This window comes from Agrobacterium sp. 22-210-1, assembly GCF_053522525.1.
The window spans coordinates 1,790,654-1,807,125 of sequence record NZ_JBNWCI010000001.1 but is presented as its reverse complement, the minus strand read 5'-3'; the positions used below and the strand labels follow the sequence as shown (position 1 = coordinate 1,807,125).

Genomic DNA, 16,472 nt, shown 5'->3' with positions numbered 1-16,472 from the left:
TCCATGCGTTGCAATTGCGATGCACAGAATGAGCCGGTTATGACGCTATGTCAAATGCGAAACTTGCAATCCCTGCCCGAGAGGTCGATAAACGGGCGTCCCGCCTGAAGAATGCAAAATCACCGATCTGGACCGCCATGCCCGTCGATTACAAGAAGCTGAAGATGCTCCGCCGTTCCCGTGTTGTCTGGGGGTCGTGGCGGGCTTGGAAACCGCGGGCGGTTTTCTGGATCGGCGCGCTTGCGGTGGGCGTCATCAGCGTCGGTTTTGCATGGGCGGCGGATCGCGCCCAGCATCTTTTCTTCGCGGCCACTTCTTCGGGGCCGTGGGCGTTCCTTTTGCCGCTCATCATAACACCACTCGGTTTCACGCTCTGCGCCTGGCTGGCATTGACGGTTTTCCCCAATGCCGGTGGCAGCGGTATTCCGCAGGCGATCGCCGCGCGGCATCTGCGTGATGATGCGGATCGTTCGCGGCTTCTGTCGCTGAAGCTCGCTTTCGGCAAGGTGGTGCTGACGGTGGCGGGTCTTTTGTCCGGCGCCTCGATCGGGCGTGAGGGGCCGACCGTTCAGGTGGGTGCCTCGATCATGCTGCAGGCTGCCCGCTGGGGCGGTATGGCGCAGGCGAAGGGTCTCATCCTCGCCGGATCGGCGGCGGGCATCGCGGCCGCCTTCAATACGCCGCTGGCAGGCATCGTCTTTGCCATCGAGGAAATGAGTAAAACCTACGAATCCCGCGCCAATGGTCTCGTTCTCACCGCCGTCATCCTGTCCGGCCTTGCTTCGCTGGCGCTGGTCGGCAGCTACACATATTTCGGTACGAGTTCCGTTCTGGCGAAAACGACAGCAGACTGGCTTCTGGTGCTGATCTGCGGCATTGGCGGCGGCGCTTTCGGCGCGCTCTTCAGCGCCGGGGCGCTGCGACTGTCCGCCCGCATTCGGCGTTTCGCGCAGTCCGTGCCGTTAAAACGAATGCTGGCGGTTGCTGCCGCCTGTGGCCTCGCTTCGGCCGTCATCGGTATTGCAACGGGTGGCGCGACCTTTGGAACCGGCTACGAACAGGCCCGTGCGGCGATTGAGGGGCAAGCCGCTCCGACCTTCTTCTTCATCGAAAAGCTGGCGGCGACCTTTCTTGCGATGATGTCGGGTATTCCCGGCGGCATCTTCGCGCCCTCCCTGTCCGTGGGTGCCGGTTTCGGCAGCACCATGGCCGCTCTGCTCGGCACCAGCATCGGCCTCGGCGCGATCGTCGGCATGGCAGGATATTTCGCCGGCGTGGTGCAGGCGCCGATGACGGCTTTTGTCATCATCCTCGAAATGACCGGCAATCATGAAGGCGTCATCCCCATCATGGTCGCATCGATGCTGGGATATCTGACCTCCCGCCTGTTCTCCCGGGAGCCGCTGTATCACGGCCTGTCGCGCGTTTTCATCGCCCAGGCCATCCGCGCAAAAAGGGCAAGTCACGCCACCGATGCCTGATGGCGTCAGACGCGTGCGCCGGCCACCCCGAAATACCCAAGGCCGGGTATTTTAACGCCCGGGCGGCTGAAATCGATACCCGCGACCAGACCGAGAAAATTGATCTCGAAACCGCTGCGCGTTCCCGCTGAAATACCGAACAATCCGCCCAGCGAAACGCTCGCATCCTTCCAGTCGTCGGCGACATGATAAAACGCGCCGTTCGGCAAGTAATCACGTCCCACCGCGTCAGGCGGCAGGACTACGCCGAGTTCCGGTACGCTGCGCAGCACATGCGCGACGAAGGTGTTGGAGTTGGGACCGGGATAGATGCGATAGCCGCCCGGCTTGCCATAGGGATAATCGGCAATTGCCTGCTCGATCTTGGGGATCAGCTTTTCCGCCGCCGCGCCGTGAATGGCCACCACCTCGCGCGGCGTGTTGGAATACCAATAGGCATCCGCCGCATAGCCATTGCGGCGGATGGGCGTTCCCCAGCCCACCTTGTCATAGCGATCATAGGCCGTCGCACCCGGCTTTTTGAGCACAATCCAGGCATGGCTGGCGACGGAGCCCTTGAAGCCGCCGGTCATGGCGGAAAACACGTAAATCGCAGCCTGCCCATCGGCTCCGGCTTGCGGAAGGGTGCCGGAGGAAGACCAGCGGGCATCGCGCCAGCCCTGCGGATGATCCCGCATCGCCCACAAGCCGGCCGATGCCAGAGCGGGAAGCAGATAGATAATGGCAATCGCCAGCAGCAGACGTTTTGCAAATTTCACTGGTAGCCCCGTGCATCGAAAAATCAATTGCGGTATCAACGACATAAAATCAGAACTTTTTGAGGCTGCGAACATGAACAATTCCGTTACCGTCGAAGTCGTCAGGGGAAACCTCGTCGAAAGCCGCCATCAGGGCCTCGCCGTGGTGGTGGATGGTGATGGCGGCGTTGTGTTTTCCGCAGGTGATGTCAAGCGCGGCATCTTCCCGCGTTCCGCCTGCAAGGCCATGCAGGCGCTGCCGCTGGTGGAAAGCGGCGCGGCGGATGCCTATGGTTTCGGCAATCGCGAACTGGCGCTTGCCTGTTCCTCCCACTCCGGTGAAGATGAGCACGCGGCGCTTGCCGCTTCCATGCTGGCCAGAGCGGGGCGGGATGTGGAGACGCTGGAATGCGGCGCGCACTGGTCATCCGACCAGAAAACCATCATCCATCAGGCGCGCACGCTGGAAAAACCGACGGCGCTGCACAATAATTGCTCCGGCAAACATTCCGGCTTCATCTGCGCCTGCTGCCACACGGGCACGGACCCCAAGGGCTATGTCGGTTATGATCACCCGTTGCAGCAGGAAATCCGCGCCACCATGGCCAGCCTGACGGGGGCGACGCTCGGCCATGACAATTGCGGCGTCGATGGTTGCTCCATCCCCACCTATGCGGTGCCGCTCACGGGGCTGGCGCATGGTTTCGCCAGGATGGCGACGGGCACGGGGCTGGAAGCGGGCCGCGCCAAAGCCTCGCGTCGTCTCATCGAGGCCTGCATGGCGGAACCCTTTTTTGTGGCAGGCACCGGCCGCGCCTGCACGAAGCTGATGCAGATCGCACCGGGCAGGATTTTCGCCAAAACCGGCGCTGAAGGTGTCTTCGTGGCGGCCCTGCCGGAAAAGGGTATTGCCATGGCGGTGAAATGCGAAGACGGCACCACACGCGCGGCCGAAGCCATGGTCTCGGCATTGCTCGCCCGCTATTTCGATGAGGGCAGCGCCGAGCAGCAGGCTCTGACAGGCATGGCCAACCGGCAGATGCGCAACTGGAACGGCATCCACGTCGGCGACGTCAGAGTCGTCGGGCTGTAAAATCCGGCGTCAAAAATGCGATAAAAGCTTTGACGCCGCCGGTTGCCGGCACGATGATGGCTTGCCCTGCGCGTGATGGCCGTCTCTGGCCGACCGTAAGGCGCGGCGTCCGCACGAGGGTGGACGCCTTCATTGCACTGGAGGTCGCATATCCATGTTCACCCTGTTTTTTTCCCCCGGCTCCTGCTCGCGCGCCAGCCATATCGTGCTTGAGGAATCCGGCCTGCCCTATACGGCCCACCGCGTCAATTTCGCCGAGGGCGAACAGCGCTCCGAGACATTTCTGAAGATCAATCCGAAAGGCCGCGTACCGGCGCTCGCCACCGCAAGCGGGGTGCTGACCGAGACCCCGGCCATCCTCGCCTTCATCGCCCAGATGGCTCCGGAGAAGAAGCTCGCACCGCTTGACGATCCCTTCGAATTCGCCGTCATGCAGTCCTTCAACGCCTTCATTTCCTCCACCGTACATGTCGCGCACGCCCATGGCCGGCGCGGCAGCCGCTGGGCGAACGACGATAGTTCGCTGGCGGATATGAAGGCGAAGGTGCCGCAGACCATGGGCGAGTGCTTCGAACTGATCGAGCACGGCCTATTGCACGGCCCGTGGGTTCTGGGCACGGCCTATTCGGTAGCCGATCCCTATCTTTTCGTCATGTCCGGCTGGCTGGAAAGCGACGGCGTGGATATTGCCCGGTTCCCGAAAGTGCACGACCACTTCCGCCGCATGAACGACCGCCCGGCGGTGCAGCGGGCGCTGGCGAGCGAGAGGGGGCAATAGTTACTGTCGTCATCCTCGGGCTCGTCCCGAGGATCTGCAACGTATTGATTTTATTTGACGTGGTTGGATCCTCGGGACAAGCCCGAGGATGACGTTGAGTACGGAGAGACGTCTCCAGTCCGCGCCCAAAGCTCGTGTCAAGCCGCCTCAGCCGCGCGCGTATCCCACATCGTCTTGAACGCCGTGCGCGTCTGGCAGCGGGTGAGCCAGGCTTTCACCGCCGGATGGGCATCAAACAGCGGCTGGTGGCCCTGCGCATAACGGACGATTTCCGCCGCATTGAGATCGGCGACGGTGAAACGATCGCCCACCAGATAGTCATGGCGGGAAAGATGCTGCTCCAGCACCCGGAACGGGCGTTTCAGCAGGCGGGCGGCAACATCGATCACCGCTTTGCCGCTGTCGCTTTCCGACAGGCCTTCGGCGATGGCGGAGGAAATTTTCAGCGAATTGGTCTCGATTTCGGTTGCGGCAAAGAAAGACCATTGCAGCATCGCCGCATCTTCCTTCAGATCGACCGGGGCGAGCGGCCCGCCATATTTGCGCACCAGATAGAGATTGATGGCCATGGATTCATAAAGCACCATGCCGTCGTCCTCGATGCAGGGAATGGTGCCCATCGGGTTGACGGCGAGAAACGCGGGCGACAGCGTGTTGAGCGGCGCATCCGCTGCCAGCGGATCGGCAAGGCGGCGGGCCTGTATGACAGGCACATGCTTGAATTCTATGCCGAGTTCGCCTGCCAGCCAAAGCGTGCGCGTGGCGCGGGACCGGTAGACACCGTAAATCGTCAACATCGAAATTACCCCTTGAACCTGTTCGATGGCGGCACGTTACGGTCTCGCCGCTTTAAAGTGAAGTTGCAGATATCAGGGGCAACTATGATTTTTTCTGATCCGTCAGCAAGTCCGTATCCGGCGATAGCCGATATTCGAAACGGTCGATGAACCGCTCGAACAGGCGGGCGAAAGTCTCCACATCCTCCGCCGGCCAACCGTCCATCACATCCTCGATGACGCTCATCTTGGTGCGGCGCATTTCCTGCAGCAGGCTGGTGCCAAGCGGCGTGATTTCGACGATGCTGCGGCGGCCGTCTTCCTGCGAGACGCCGCGCTTCAACAAGCCGCGCCCCACCATATCCGCCACAACGCGGCTGCCGCGTGAGGGATCGATGCGCATGCCCTCGGCAATCGCGCCCACGGTGACATCACCTTCGGAGCGGCGCAGAATATCCAGAACGTCGATATGCGAGAGTTCGAGACCCGGAGCGAGCTTGGCAAGCGCCATGCGGCCGATGATGCGGCGGCCGATCATGATGCGCATGCGCGTCATCGTATTGCCGATCCGCTTGATGTCCTCGGGCAAATCTTCGTTCCAGTTTTCCTCAGTCGCCACTCTCAGCCGTTCCTCTTCTTGCGCGTTCGCGATCACATTTAGCGCGAATAGCATGGATGTCAAAAACTTGCCATTGACATATATATGCTGATAGCACACAAATTGTCGCAGCAAATATGCCGGAACTCAACGAGATTTTTCATGGATATGTCCGCAGCCCCCGTGGCGCCGCTTGTGTCGGATCATCGGCGCAGGCTCATCGTCTTTCTATTTCTGATGTTGGCCATGTTCATGGCCACGCTCGACAACCAGATCGTATCGACAGCACTGCCCACCATCGTCGGCGAATTTGGCGCGCTGGAACGTTTCGGCTGGATCGGCTCCGCCTATCTTCTGGCAACCAGCGCGGTCATGCCTGTCTATGGCAAGCTCGGCGATCTGTTCGGGCGCAAATATGTGATGATCGCGGCGGTGGTCATCTTCACGCTGGGCTCGCTCGCCTGCGGTCTGGCCTGGTCGATGGATAGCCTGATTGCTGCCCGTGTGTTGCAGGGGCTTGGCGGCGGCGGCATCATGGTGTCGATCTTCTCCGTCAATGCGGATCTGTTCGAGCCGCGTGAACGCGCCCGCTACCAGAGCTATTCCAGCCTCACCATCATGGCGTCAGGCAGTGTCGGCCCGATCCTCGGCGGCACGATGAGTGACCTGTTCGGCTGGCGGTCGATCTTCCTCATCAACCTGCCGCTCGGCATCATCGTCATTGCCGGTCTGGCGCTGATGCTGCCTTACCGCCGCCCGGCGCGCCAGCCGAAGATCGATTATCTCGGTGCGGTTCTGCTGGCGGCCACCATTGCCAGCGTCGTCTTCTGGGCTGACAGCAGCGAATTGTTCGGCTCGCTGATCGCAGGCCCGAGCCTCGGCATCATCGCCTTCGCCGTCATCGCCGCTTTCCTGTGGGTACAGGTGGAGCGCCGCGCGCCGGAGCCCGTGGTGCCGCTGAGGCTCTTCAAGGACAGCACCTTTCCGTTGCTTATGATCGTCTCGCTGACAAGCGGCGGCATCGGCATCGGCATGGTCAATTATTACGCCCTGTTCCTGCAGACCACGACCGGGCTTTCCCCTTCCCATGCCGGCCTGTTCTTCATCGCGGTCACCGGCGGCATCGTCATGGGCTCGCTTTCGGCAGGACGGTTGATTTCGATCACCGGTGTCTACAAGCCCTTCTCGGTGGCGGGGCTCTCCATCAATCTCGTCGCCATGCTGCTGTTCACGCAAATGCATGCGGGCACGCCGCTGGCGCTGATTGCGGCACTGATGCTGGTGCAGGGTTTCGCCGTTGGCCTCGGCCAGCAGGCGCCGATCATCGGTGTGCAGAATTCCGCGCCCAAGGCGGATATCGGTGCGGCGAGCGGCGCGGTGACGCTGACCCGCATGGGCGGAGCTGCCATCGCCATCTCGGTCTATGGCGCGATCGTCACCTCCAGCCTCAAGGGCGTGGCGGTGAATATCCCCGGTGTCGGCAGAATAGAGGAACTGACGCCGAAAATGCTCGCCGAACTGCCCGCCGCCTCACAGGCCGCAGTCGCCTCGCTTTATTCGGACGCCTTTACGCCGCTGTTCTTCGCGGCCGCCGCAACCGCTGCCATCGGCCTTGCGGCAGCGCTGATGCTGAAACCGGTGCGCCTGCCGGCCGCGGTTGAGGCGAAGCGGGCGGAAGCGGCGGGGGAGTAGGATGGTGAAGGCCGCCGCGTAAACGCCGGCCTTACGCGGCGTCCAATGATTTTTCGACGGCTAGCCGGAAGCCCAGCGCATGCAGGACTTTCTGCACGGTCTCGTAGCGGAGCTTCGAACCGGCTTTAAGCGCTTTATAGAGACTTTCCCGCCCGAGACCCGACACATCCGCGACATGCGACATTCCGCGAGCTCTTGCGACTGCGCCAAGGGCGGCAATGAACACATCGGGGTTTTCGTCTTCCATCGCCACTGCCAGATATTCGATCATGGCTTCATCGCTATCCAGATAGTCCGACACATCGAATTTGCTAAATTCCGTCATTGCCATCCCCTTCTATTGTTTGCGCCATCTCGATTGCGCGCTTTATGTCCTGCTTCTGCGAAGATTTATTCCCGCCGACCAGCAGGAAATAAACCCTCTTGCCAATGCGCTTGAAATAGACCCGATAACCCGGACCATAGTGGATACGCATTTCTGAAACGCCTGCACCCACCGGCGCACAATCGCCGAAATTCCCATGCGCGGCTGCCGTGAGGCGATGAAGAATCCGCACCTTTCCGGTGCGATCTTTCAAAGTCTTCAGCCATTCGTCGAACTCTGCCGATTTCTCGAAACTATTCATCATAAAATGTATCCGAATGGATACATTCCCGCAAGCTCAAATCTCATGATTGTCCTCTAAGCCGGCCTTACGCTGATCTTGTGTGCGAACTGCGGTCACAACTCGATACAGCCCCGGCTCAAAGCCGAAATGACAGGGAGGTGACGGCAAAACAAAAACACCCCTGCGGGAAATTTAACGCCCGTTCCGCGTTATGCTCGCAGCACTTTACATTCGCGCGGGCGGCCCTATCTCAATGAATATGAAGCCGGAACAGCTCCTGAACTCCACGCCCAAAGGCCTTTATTGCCCGGCGGGCGATTTTTATATCGATCCCGTGCGTCCCGTGGCGCGGGCGCTCATCACCCACGGCCATTCCGATCACGCCCGTGCCGGCCATGGCGCGGTGCTGGCCACGCGGCAGACGCTCGATATCATGCGTATCCGTTACGGCGAGGATTTCTGCGGCAGCGAGCAGGCAGTGGCATTCGGTGAAACGGTGGCGGTGAACGGCGTCACTGTCGGGTTCCACCCGGCTGGCCATGTGCTGGGCTCGGCGCAAATCTCCGTGGAGATGAACGGCATGCGCATTGTCGCGTCCGGTGATTACAAGCGCGGCATCGATCCCACCTGTGCGCCGTTCGAGACGGTGCCTTGCGATGTCTTCATCACCGAGGCCACCTTCGGTCTGCCGGTGTTTCACCATCCGCTGCCACGTGTGGAAACGGCAAAGCTGCTCACCTCCATCAAACAATTTCCCGAACGCACCCATCTGGTCGGCGCCTATTCGCTCGGCAAGGCGCAACGCGTTATCCGGCTATTGCGCGACAATGGTTATGCCGAGCCGGTCTACATCCACGGCGCGCTGGCGAGGCTCTGCGATTATTATGTCTCGCAGGGCATTGATCTCGGCGATCTCAGGCCCGCGACGCTGGAAAAAAGTAACCCCGCCGCTTTCAAGGGCGCGATCGTCGTCGGCCCGCCCTCCGCCTTTCAGGAACGCTGGGCGCGGCGCTTCAACGAGCCGTTGATCGCCTTCGCATCCGGCTGGATGATGGTGCGGCAACGGGCAAAGCAGGGCGGAGTGGAATTGCCGCTGGTCATATCAGACCATTGCGACTGGCCGGAACTCCTGGAAACCATCAAGGAAATCGGCCCGCAAGCCGTCTGGGTCACCCATGGCCGCGAAGAGGCGCTGGTGCGCTGGTGCGAATTGCAGGGCATCGCCGCCAAGCCGCTGCATCTGGTCGGTTACGAAGACGAGGGGGATTGAGATGAAAGCCTTCGCCACGCTTCTCGACCGCCTTGTCCTCACCCCCTCGCGCAACGGCAAGCTGAAGCTTCTCACCGATTATTTCCGCGATACGCCCGATCCCGACCGGGGTTACGGGCTGGCGGCGATTGCCGGCACGCTGGACCTTAAAAGCGTCAAACCGGCCCTGTTGCGCGAACTTGTGCTGGAGCGCATGGACGAGGTGCTGTTTCGTTATTCCTACGATTATGTCGGCGACCTGGCCGAAACCATCTCGCTGGTCTGGGGAAATATCGGCGGTTCTGACGATTCCGAGGCGCAGGATCCGCGACTCGGCGAAGTCGTCACATTGATGAATTCGCTGGGGCGCACCGAGGTGCGCGGCGCAGTGCGCGATCTGCTCGACCGGCTCGATACCTCTTCACGTTTCGCCTTCCTCAAACTCGCCACTGGCAGCCTGCGCATCGGCGTTTCGGCGCGGCTGGCGCGGCAGGCGCTGGCGGATTTTGCGGGAAAAGACATCACCGAAATCGAAACCCTCTGGCACGGTCTGACGCCGCCCTACACTTCGCTTTTTGCGTGGCTGGAGGGCAAGTCGGACCGGCCGGTGCTGGCCACACCGGCCATTTTCCATTCGGTGATGCTGGCCACACCGGTGGCCGATGGCGATCTCGATGGCTTAGACCCGGCCGATTATGCCGCCGAATGGAAATGGGACGGCATTCGCGTGCAGCTATCCCGCGCCGGGGAGACGTGAAAGCTTTACTCCCGCTCCGGCGACGATATTTCCGGGGCATTCCCCGATGTACTCAATGCGCTTGATTTCGAAGGCGTGATGGATGGTGAATTGCTGATTGGCGGCACCGCGCGCTCCAACAATCTCACCCGCACCTTCTCGGATTTGCAGCAGCGCCTGAACCGCAAGACGGTGACGGCAAAGATGCTGGACGACTACCCCGCCTTCATCCGCGCCTACGATCTGCTGTTCGATGGCGAGAGAGATATCCGCGCGCGGAGCTATCTGGAGCGTCGCGGCCGGCTGTCTGACATCATCGAGCATGCCCCGCATGACCGCTTCGATCTATCGCCGCTGATTTGCTTTTCCAGCTGGACCGAGCTCGACAGGCTGCGCGCCGCGCCGCCCGATCCGGTGATTGAGGGTGTGATGATCAAGCGCCGCGACAGCGCTTATCAGGCAGGCCGCGCCAAGGGGCCATGGTTCAAGTGGAAACGTGACCCTTACAATATCGACGCGGTCATGATGTATGCGCAGCGCGGCCACGGCAAAAGATCGAGCTATTATTCCGATTTCACCTTTGGTGTGTGGGCGGAAGGCGAGGATGGCGAACAGCTCGTTCCCGTGGGCAAGGCCTATTTCGGCTTCACCGACGCGGAACTCGAAGTGCTGGACAAGTTCGTGCGCGACAATACCGTCGAGCGTTTCGGCCCGGTGCGGGCGGTGCGTGCCACGCCCGATTTCGGTTTCGTGCTGGAGGTGGCCTTCGAGGGCATCAACCGCTCCACCCGCCACAAATCCGGCGTCGCCATGCGGTTTCCGCGCATTGCGCGGCTGAGGGCCGACAAGCTGCCGGCCGAGGCGGACCGGCTTTCGACACTGGTGGCGATGATCGATGGTGCGGAAGGGTAGGGTGGCCGTCCAGAAATTGCCATGAATGCTGCGAATACATTGTTGTCATTCGCGAATCCGTGATTGGACAGTCTCCCGCCGCAGTGCTGAACTGCTAATATCTCCATCCCCGTACTCAGAGTGCACCCATGGCCGATAAACGCTTTCTTTCCTCAGCCTTCGGACAGGAAGAGAGCGGCGTGATGTGCCAGGGCCTGACACGGCGCGGCCTGCTTGCCGGCGCCATGGGCCTGTCTGTGGCAACGCTTCTGCCGCAGGGTGCGAAAGCCGGCATTGTCGCCCCCGAGGTTTTGCCGCTCGAAAGACAGGACTACGCGGAGGCCCGCCAACATTTTCACACCCACCTGCTGCGCAAGATGGCCGCGCCGGAAAAATCCTCGGCGCTTGGCACACCGCCCGGCGCGGAACGCGTCACCTATCCCGGCGGGCCTGATGGTTCCATCGAGCTTGTTGCCTGGCTTTCCCACTATCAGCCCTCCAAGACACCAAAGCCGGCAGTGCTTTTCCTCCATGGCGGCAATGCCACGGGAGACGGCCACTGGGCGCTGATGAAGCCCTATTGGGAGGCTGGTTTTGTCGTGCTTCTACCGTCTTTCCGGGGCGAGAACGGCCAGAGTGGCAATTATTCCGGTTTCTACAATGAAACGGCGGATGCGCTGGCGGCGGCAACCTATCTGGAAAACCTGCCCGGCATCGATAAAAAACGCTTCTTCATTGCCGGCCATTCCAATGGCGGCACGCTGACATTGCTCGCGGCCATGAGCCGCAAATTCCGTGCGGCCGCGCCCATGTCGGCGGGCGTCAATTCATGGCGTTATTTCAACCGTTATTCGGACGAGATCTGTTTCGACGAAACCGACGAGCGCGAATTCATCATGCGCTCCTCTGTCTGTTTCGGCCCCAGCCTCAAATGTCCGGCCCTGTTGCTGCGCGGCGATGAGGAGCGGCCTTTCGACGCCGATCACCAGCTTTTTGTGGATCGTGCCCTGATGTCCGGGTTCAAGGTTGATAAAAAACTGCTGCCCGGCACCCACAATGGCGTGGTCCCGGGCGCGGTTGCGGAAAGCATTCGTTTTTTTAATCAGTTCGCATAAAAGGGCCGAAAACCGCTCCTGCAGCTTTCGACCCTCCTGCGAAATCAGGCGCTTTTCTTGAAGTAACCAAGCAGCCGCATGGCGTTGGCAGTCACCAGCACCGTCGCGCCGGTGTCGGCAAACACCGCCAGCCACAGGCCGGACAGACCGGTGACGGTCGTGACCAGAAACACCGCCTTGAGGCCGAGCGAGATCGCCACGTTTTGGCGGATGTTGCTCATGGTGGCGCGTGACAGGCCGATGAGGCGGGCGGCATCGCCGACATTGTTGCGCATCAGAGCCGCATCGGCCGCTTCCATCGCCACGTCAGTGCCGGAGCCGATGGCCACGCCGACGCTGGCGGCGGCAAGCGCCGGTGCATCGTTGATGCCGTCACCCACCATCACCACGGTCTTCTTTGCGGCAAGCTTGCGGATTTCCTCGACCTTGTTCTGCGGCAGGAGTTCGCCGCGTGCTTCAAGACCCAGCTTGTTGCCGATGGCACGCGCCGTGCGGGCATTGTCGCCCGACAGCATCAGCGAGGAAATGCCCATCTCCTTCAGCGTCTTGATGCCTTCAGCCGCATCCTTGCGCGGTTCGTCGCGCATGGCGAAGAGGCCGCTTGCCGCACCGCCGGCCATGACCACGGCCACCGTCTTGCCTTCGCTCTCAAGCGCGGTGATGCGGTCGGCCAGTTCCTTCGAGAGGGTGCCGACTTCGGTTGCAAAGCGCGGCGCGCCGATGAACAGGTCTTTTCCACCGACATTGCCCTGCATGCCGCGACCGGAAATCGCCTTGATGTTGGAGCCGGGCAGGGGCTTCACGCCGGCCTTTTCAGCATGGTTGACGATGGCTCTGGCAAGCGGATGGCTCGATTCATGCTCGATGGTTGCGGCTTCGGCAATCAGTCCGGCCTCGTTGCCGTCAAGCGCCACCACGTCGGTCACCACAGGTTCGCCGAGCGTCAGCGTGCCCGTTTTGTCGAAGGCGACGGTTTCGGTGCGCGCCAGCATTTCGATGACGGCGCCGCCCTTCACCAGCATGCCATGGCGTGCCGCAGCCGAAAGGCTGGAGGCGATGGCGGCGGGAACGGAGATGACCAGCGCACAGGGGCAACCGATCAGCAGCAAGGCGAGACCGCGGTAAATCCAGGTATCCCACTCACCGAGACCGGCAAGCGGCGGCACGATGATGGTGAGCACGGAGATCGCCACGATCAGCGGCATGTAATAACGCGAGAAATTCTGGATGAAGCGCTCGGTCGGCGCGCGCGCATCCTGCGCTTCCTCGACAAGCGTGATGATGCGGGCAATGGTGTTGTCTTCCGGCGCGCGGTCAACGCGGATGCGCAGCGAGCCGTCATGGTTGATCGAACCTGCAAAGACGCGGGCGCCTTTTTCCTTGGCGACCGGGATGCTTTCGCCGGTCATCGGCGATTCGTCGACACTCGATTCGCCCTCCATCACCACGCCATCGGCGGCGATGCGGTCACCGGGGCGGGCCACGACCACCTGGCCGATGCGCACCTGATCGGCAGACATCTGACGGAGCGTACCGTTTTCCTCGACCAGCGCTGTTTTCGGCAGCAGGGAGCCAAGCGCCTTGATGCCCGAACGGGCGCGTGCGGCCGCAAAGCCTTCAAGCAATTCGCCGATGGAAAAGAGCAGAACGACGATGGCGGCTTCTTCCGCCTCGCCGATGAAGATCGCGCCGATGGCGGCAATGGTCATCAGCATTTCGATAGTGAAGACCGCGCCGAAACGGGCGGCGTTGAAGGCATTGCGCGCAATCGGAAACAGCGTCACCAGCGTGGCGATGATGAAGGCGTAACCACCCCAGGCCGGAAAGGCGAGTTCCGCCGCATAGGCGACCGCGACCAGAATGGTGCCGGTGAAGGTGTTTCGGGCCTTGGCCGTACGCCACCATGCACCCTTTTCATCAGCGCCATGGGCGTGTCCGACCTCTGCGCTTGAGGTCACTGCCGCGGGCTGCGCCTTTTCATGCGAATGCCCGGCGTGATCATGGTCGTGACCGCCGCAATTGGCGTGGTCATGGTCCGCATGATCGTGCCCGGAATGGTCATGGCCCGAGTGATCATGGCCCGAGTGATCGTGGCCTGAATGATCATGATCACCGTTGCAGGACCCGTGGTCGTGCCCGTCATCTTCCACCTTGCCTCGCGCCGATTTGTCTTGCGCCAGCAAGGCGGGTTTGAAACCGAGCTTGCGCAGCGTATCCTCGATTTTTGCGGTCGGGGTTGTGTTCTCGGCAAGCGAAAGGTTCAACCTTTCCCGCGCAACCGATACCTTGACGTCGGCAACACCGGGCAGGCGGCCAAGTGCGGTTTCGATCTTCGCGGCGCAGCTGCCGCAATCCATGCCACCCACCGAAAATGTCAGGGCGTTGTTCTGCTCAACGCTGGGGGCGGCTTCCGCAGGGTGGTGACCTCCGCACGATGAATGGTCATGCTCATGGTCGTGAGGTTCCGCTGCGATCTTTTCGCGCGGAGCCTTCTCCTGCGGCAGCAAAGCGGGTTTGAAGCCGAGTTTGCGCAGCGTATCCTCGATTTTTGCAACCGACGTTTTGTCTTCCGCCAGCGACAGGTTCAACCTTTCGCGTGCAACGGACACCTTGACGTCGGCAACGCCGGGCAGGCGGGAGAGCGCGGTTTCGATCTTTGCCGCACAGCTGCCGCAATCCATGCCGCCGACCGTGAAGGTCAGGTCTCCTGATTCCCCGTTCAGATTGCCGCGTGTCGAAATATTCATGGTTTTCGCTCCTGAATTCCAGTCGACAGCCAATCTGGCACCTCTAGCAACTAGAGGTTCAAGGGTAAAAATGCGATTTCCCGATTTTTTTTGAAAAGTTCACACCAGCTTCGCGCCAGCCGCGCGGTTCATCATGGCGGCATATTGGATTCCATGAAGCGGTTCAGATGACAGCACTCTTTATGAAACACTGCCGCCGGGCGGCCTCTCTTGCGGGTCTTGCGGCTCTGCCGCTGCTGAGCGGCTGCCTTTTTGTGACGGATACGACCCGGATGGATCCGGATGTCTTCGTGCGGGAAACGGCGCCGGTCTTCAACTTCAATTCCGTCAGCTCAAACCGTCAGCCGGAATTGCCGCCGCAGCCGGGCCAGCTTTCGACGCGTCCGCCGGATCTGTTCAGGACCCGCTTCCATCAGGAATATGGTCCGCCGGTGCGCGGGCAGGGCCTGAGCGCGCCGCAGGTGCAGGGGCAGGCCGCACCGCTCGCGCCTGATCGCATGGTGACCTATGGCCTGCCGGTTTCCAATCCGCTGCATCGGGTCATGTATGGCCCGATCCGCGACGAGGACCGTTCACTGCCCGCCATTCCTTATGGGCGCATCGACCCGCGTTATCTGCGGCAGGAAGTCAGCTATCAGACGGCGGAAGCGCCCGGCACCATCATCGTCGATACCAAACAGCATTTCCTCTATCTGGTGCAGCCGGGCGGCAAGGCGATCCGTTACGGCGTCGGTCTCGGGCGCGATGGTTACGCATGGTCGGGCCGCGGCAAGATTCAGTGGAAGGCGAAATGGCCGCGCTGGACGCCGCCGGACGAAATGGTCAGGCGCCAGCCGGAGCTCACCTCCATCTCGGCGGCCAATGGCGGCATGACGCCGGGTCTTAACAACCCGCTCGGTGCGCGTGCGCTTTATATTTTCAAGGACGGCAAGGACACGCTTTACCGTGTGCATGGAACGCCGGACTGGCAGTCCGTTGGCAAGGCGACCTCCTCCGGCTGCGTGCGCATGCTCAACCAGGATGTCATCGATCTTTACGAGCGTGTGCCCAAAGGGGCGCAGATTGTGGTTATCTGACCACGTTCTAAAAGAAAGAGATGCGGGCTCCAATCCTCCGGCGCCTTGTGACTGGCTTTTAGCGGTCGGTTAACTATTTTCGCAATACGCATGATACGGAACAAATGACGTACAACGGCGATATAGCCGTTCGAAATGTGGGACAAACCGGCCTTATGACAAGCACCGACACAGATCTTTCCAGACGCACCTTTCTTTCCCTTCTCGGCATCTCCTCCGCTTCGCTTCTGGCGGGCTGCGCCTCATCCGGCACGGGAGACGCCATCCGCCAGCAGGCGAGCGCCATCGGCAGCGATTTCCGCCAGATGTTCTCGCCCGGCGTCAGCGATGCGGAACTGGCCGTCATGTACGGCTCGGTTGAAGATGGCGGTTACGTCATTCCCGCTGTCCCCTATCAGAAAATCGACCGGCGTTATTATCGCCAGCGGGTCGTCGACCCGACCGGCGAGCGCCCCGGCACCGTCGTCGTGGATACGCGCTCGCGCTTCCTCTACGTTGTGGAGCAGGGCGGCAGCGCCATGCGTTACGGCGTCGGCATCGGCCGCGATGGTTTCGCCTGGTCGGGTGAAGGCGTCATCCAGTGGCGTCAGAAATGGCCGAAATGGACCCCGCCGGACGAAATGGTCGCCCGCCAGCCGGAACTGGTGAAATATTCGTCCAAGAATGGCGGCATGCCGCCGGGCCTGAAGAACCCGCTCGGCGCCCGCGCGCTCTATATCTTCCAGAACGGCAAGGACACGCTTTACCGCCTGCACGGCTCGCCGGAATGGAACTCCATCGGCAAGGCCGTCTCTTCCGGCTGCGTGCGCCTGATGAACCAGGACGTCATCGACCTCTATGACCGCGTGCCGCAGAAGGCGCGTGTGGTGGTTTGGCAGTAAGCCGAAGCATATTC

14 protein-coding genes and 1 pseudogene are annotated in these 16,472 nt (G+C 61.3%); 9 read left to right on the top strand and 6 right to left on the bottom strand.

The genetic code is table 11. The annotated features are described in order from the left end of the window. Positions 1–137: 137 nt before the first annotated feature. Positions 138–1,481 carry a chloride channel protein gene (locus ACQZ5F_RS09080; RefSeq protein WP_046798933.1) on the top strand — a complete coding sequence of 448 codons (1,344 nt, stop codon included), beginning with the start codon at positions 138–140 and terminating at the stop codon, positions 1,479–1,481. Positions 1,482–1,486: 5 nt separating this feature from the next. On the opposite strand, the gene ACQZ5F_RS09075 is transcribed toward ACQZ5F_RS09080, so the two are convergent. Beyond that, complete coding sequence (locus ACQZ5F_RS09075) at positions 1,487–2,239, bottom strand: DUF3750 domain-containing protein (RefSeq protein ID WP_225339366.1); 753 nt, start codon at positions 2,237–2,239, stop codon at positions 1,487–1,489. Positions 2,240–2,312: 73 nt separating this feature from the next. On the opposite strand from ACQZ5F_RS09075, the gene ACQZ5F_RS09070 reads away from it, so the two are divergent. Continuing rightward, positions 2,313–3,311 carry an asparaginase gene (locus tag ACQZ5F_RS09070; protein ID WP_225339365.1) on the top strand — a complete coding sequence of 333 codons (999 nt, stop codon included), beginning with the start codon at positions 2,313–2,315 and terminating at the stop codon, positions 3,309–3,311. 154 nt (positions 3,312–3,465) lie between these two features. Continuing rightward, positions 3,466–4,089, top strand: coding sequence for a glutathione S-transferase family protein (locus ACQZ5F_RS09065; RefSeq protein ID WP_046798558.1), 624 nt, complete (start codon positions 3,466–3,468; stop codon positions 4,087–4,089). A 137-nt stretch (positions 4,090–4,226) separates the two neighbouring features. Here ACQZ5F_RS09065 and ACQZ5F_RS09060 read toward each other — a convergent pair whose 3' ends face one another. Both ACQZ5F_RS09060 and ACQZ5F_RS09055 read right to left on the bottom strand, forming a co-directional pair. Further along, positions 4,227–4,886, bottom strand: a complete 660-nt coding sequence (locus ACQZ5F_RS09060; RefSeq protein ID WP_225339364.1) for a glutathione S-transferase family protein — start codon at positions 4,884–4,886, stop codon at positions 4,227–4,229. An 82-nt stretch (positions 4,887–4,968) separates the two neighbouring features. Beyond that, positions 4,969–5,484 (bottom strand): MarR family winged helix-turn-helix transcriptional regulator, encoded by a 516-nt coding sequence (locus ACQZ5F_RS09055; protein ID WP_046798935.1) that lies wholly within the window; start codon positions 5,482–5,484, stop codon positions 4,969–4,971. A gap of 141 nt (positions 5,485–5,625) precedes the next feature. On the opposite strand from ACQZ5F_RS09055, the gene ACQZ5F_RS09050 reads away from it, so the two are divergent. Beyond that, complete coding sequence (locus ACQZ5F_RS09050) at positions 5,626–7,155, top strand: MDR family MFS transporter (RefSeq protein WP_225339363.1); 1,530 nt, start codon at positions 5,626–5,628, stop codon at positions 7,153–7,155. 31 nt (positions 7,156–7,186) lie between these two features. Here the strand turns inward: ACQZ5F_RS09050 and ACQZ5F_RS09045 are convergent, their stop codons facing one another. Together ACQZ5F_RS09045 and ACQZ5F_RS09040 are read right to left on the bottom strand one after the other, a co-directional pair. Next, entirely contained in the window at positions 7,187–7,486 is a 300-nt protein-coding gene (locus ACQZ5F_RS09045) for an addiction module antidote protein (protein WP_225339362.1), read from the bottom strand. Further along, positions 7,467–7,784, bottom strand: coding sequence for a type II toxin-antitoxin system RelE/ParE family toxin (locus tag ACQZ5F_RS09040; RefSeq protein ID WP_432704569.1), 318 nt, complete (start codon positions 7,782–7,784; stop codon positions 7,467–7,469). The genes ACQZ5F_RS09045 and ACQZ5F_RS09040 overlap by 20 nt, the downstream gene beginning before the upstream one ends. 238 nt (positions 7,785–8,022) lie before the next feature. Here ACQZ5F_RS09040 and ACQZ5F_RS09035 point away from each other — a divergent pair, with 238 nt between their 5' ends. The 3 genes and pseudogenes from ACQZ5F_RS09035 to ACQZ5F_RS09025 all read left to right on the top strand — a co-directional run bounded on the left by ACQZ5F_RS09035 (position 8,023) and on the right by ACQZ5F_RS09025 (position 11,754). Continuing rightward, complete coding sequence (locus ACQZ5F_RS09035; RefSeq protein WP_225246410.1) at positions 8,023–9,033, top strand: ligase-associated DNA damage response exonuclease; 1,011 nt, start codon at positions 8,023–8,025, stop codon at positions 9,031–9,033. A 1-nt stretch (position 9,034) separates the two neighbouring features. After that, positions 9,035–10,660 (top strand): annotated as a pseudogene (locus ACQZ5F_RS09030) (cisplatin damage response ATP-dependent DNA ligase). A gap of 128 nt (positions 10,661–10,788) precedes the next feature. Continuing rightward, on the top strand, positions 10,789–11,754 hold the full coding sequence (locus tag ACQZ5F_RS09025; RefSeq protein ID WP_225339360.1) for an alpha/beta hydrolase family protein: 966 nt from the start codon (positions 10,789–10,791) through the stop codon (positions 11,752–11,754). A gap of 44 nt (positions 11,755–11,798) precedes the next feature. Here the strand turns inward: ACQZ5F_RS09025 and ACQZ5F_RS09020 are convergent, their stop codons facing one another. Further along, the gene (locus ACQZ5F_RS09020) at positions 11,799–14,501 is read right to left on the bottom strand and encodes a heavy metal translocating P-type ATPase (RefSeq protein WP_225339359.1); all 2,703 of its coding nucleotides are present in this window, start codon (positions 14,499–14,501) and stop codon (positions 11,799–11,801) included. 167 nt (positions 14,502–14,668) lie between these two features. Here ACQZ5F_RS09020 and ACQZ5F_RS09015 point away from each other — a divergent pair, with 167 nt between their 5' ends. Next, on the top strand, positions 14,669–15,577 hold the full coding sequence (locus ACQZ5F_RS09015; protein WP_052817484.1) for a L,D-transpeptidase: 909 nt from the start codon (positions 14,669–14,671) through the stop codon (positions 15,575–15,577). 155 nt (positions 15,578–15,732) lie between these two features. Continuing rightward, positions 15,733–16,458 (top strand): L,D-transpeptidase, encoded by a 726-nt coding sequence (locus tag ACQZ5F_RS09010; protein ID WP_003494344.1) that lies wholly within the window; start codon positions 15,733–15,735, stop codon positions 16,456–16,458. Positions 16,459–16,472: the final 14 nt, after the last annotated feature.

Excerpts from the sequence above, each read along its gene's own strand:
- ACQZ5F_RS09080 (WP_046798933.1), top strand. The coding sequence starts at position 138 with ATGCCCGTCGATTACAAGAAGCTGAAGATGCTCCGCCGTTCCCGTGTT.
- ACQZ5F_RS09070 (WP_225339365.1), top strand. The coding sequence starts at position 2,313 with ATGAACAATTCCGTTACCGTCGAAGTCGTCAGGGGAAACCTCGTCGAA.
- ACQZ5F_RS09065 (WP_046798558.1), top strand. The coding sequence starts at position 3,466 with ATGTTCACCCTGTTTTTTTCCCCCGGCTCCTGCTCGCGCGCCAGCCAT.
- ACQZ5F_RS09060 (WP_225339364.1), bottom strand. The coding sequence starts at position 4,886 with ATGTTGACGATTTACGGTGTCTACCGGTCCCGCGCCACGCGCACGCTT.
- ACQZ5F_RS09050 (WP_225339363.1), top strand. The coding sequence starts at position 5,626 with ATGGATATGTCCGCAGCCCCCGTGGCGCCGCTTGTGTCGGATCATCGG.
- ACQZ5F_RS09045 (WP_225339362.1), bottom strand. The coding sequence starts at position 7,486 with ATGGCAATGACGGAATTTAGCAAATTCGATGTGTCGGACTATCTGGAT.
- ACQZ5F_RS09040 (WP_432704569.1), bottom strand. The coding sequence starts at position 7,784 with ATGATGAATAGTTTCGAGAAATCGGCAGAGTTCGACGAATGGCTGAAG.
- ACQZ5F_RS09035 (WP_225246410.1), top strand. The coding sequence starts at position 8,023 with ATGAAGCCGGAACAGCTCCTGAACTCCACGCCCAAAGGCCTTTATTGC.
- ACQZ5F_RS09025 (WP_225339360.1), top strand. The coding sequence starts at position 10,789 with ATGGCCGATAAACGCTTTCTTTCCTCAGCCTTCGGACAGGAAGAGAGC.
- ACQZ5F_RS09020 (WP_225339359.1), bottom strand. The coding sequence starts at position 14,501 with ATGAATATTTCGACACGCGGCAATCTGAACGGGGAATCAGGAGACCTG.
- ACQZ5F_RS09015 (WP_052817484.1), top strand. The coding sequence starts at position 14,669 with ATGACAGCACTCTTTATGAAACACTGCCGCCGGGCGGCCTCTCTTGCG.
- ACQZ5F_RS09010 (WP_003494344.1), top strand. The coding sequence starts at position 15,733 with ATGACAAGCACCGACACAGATCTTTCCAGACGCACCTTTCTTTCCCTT.